This is a genomic window from methanotrophic endosymbiont of Bathymodiolus puteoserpentis (Logatchev), assembly GCF_900128525.1.
Lineage (GTDB): Bacteria > Pseudomonadota > Gammaproteobacteria > Methylococcales > Methylomonadaceae > Methyloprofundus.
In genome coordinates this window covers 1-1,290 of sequence record NZ_FQTQ01000150.1, presented here as the reverse complement: position 1 = coordinate 1,290, position 1,290 = coordinate 1, and the positions used below count along the sequence as shown (strand labels likewise).

Genomic DNA, 1,290 nt, shown 5'->3' with positions numbered 1-1,290 from the left:
TATGGCCCTAAATTTAGAGCGTGACTCTGTTGGCGCAGTCGTACTAGGAAACTATGAACAACTGGCTGAAGGGCAAAAAGTGCAGTGCACAGGCCGCATACTAGAAGTTCCTGTTGGCCCTCAAATGCTTGGGCGTGTAGTGGACTCTCTGGGGGTAGCTATTGATGGTAAGGGCCCAATTGAAAAAGGAGAAACATCCCCTATAGAGAAAGTGGCGCCCGGTGTAATTGCCCGTCAATCCGTTGATGAGCCTGTTCAAACTGGTTATAAGTCAGTTGATACAATGGTGCCCATTGGCAGAGGTCAACGAGAGTTGATTATCGGTGACCGACAGACAGGGAAGACTGCTTTGGCAATTGACGCAATCATTAACCAAAAAGACTCTGGAATCAAGTGTATATATGTTGCTATTGGACAAAAGAAATCGTCTATAGCTGGAGTTGTGCGTAAATTAGAAGAGCACGGGGCAATGAAACACACTATTGTTGTTGCTGCTGGAGCCTCTGACCCTGCCGCCATGCAGTTTCTTGCACCTTTTTCTGGGTGTTCAATGGGTGAATACTTCCGTGATCGTGGCGAAGATGCACTGATTATTTATGACGATTTGACCAAACAAGCTTGGGCTTACCGACAGATATCCCTGCTTTTGCGCCGCCCTCCAGGTCGCGAAGCCTACCCTGGTGACGTGTTTTATCTTCACTCACGACTATTGGAGCGGGCTTCCCGAGTTAATCCAGATTATGTAGAAAAGCTAACAAACGGTTCTGTTAAAGGCAAAACTGGGTCTTTGACTGCCTTACCAATCATCGAAACTCAAGCTGGTGATGTTTCTGCTTTCGTACCCACTAACGTTATTTCAATTACCGATGGTCAGATTTTTCTTGAAACAGACTTATTTAACTCTGGTATTCGCCCAGCAATGAATGCTGGAATTTCAGTATCTCGGGTTGGAGGTGCTGCCCAAACGAAGATTATTAAAAAACTCGGTGGCGGTATTCGTCTGGCTTTGGCTCAATATCGTGAATTACAAGCGTTTTCCCAGTTTGCATCAGACCTAGATGAAACCACCAGAAAACAGCTTGAACATGGTATGCGTGTTACTGAGCTTATGAAGCAGAAACAATATGCACCATTGTCTGTTGCGGAGATGGGATTAGTTATATTTGCTGCGGAGAAAGGTTTTCTCGACGACATAGAACTGAAAAAAATCAAGGACTTTGAAGCTGCGTTACTCAGTTTTGCCAATATTGAATATAAAGAGTTAATAGCGCATATCAATAACACTGGCGA

At 44.7% G+C, this 1,290-nt stretch carries 1 protein-coding gene; it reads left to right on the top strand.

The features are described from left to right. Window positions 1–1,290 (top strand): F0F1 ATP synthase subunit alpha (atpA, locus tag BQ7314_RS11830; RefSeq protein ID WP_174483896.1); only part of this gene is annotated, 1,290 nt, incomplete at both ends.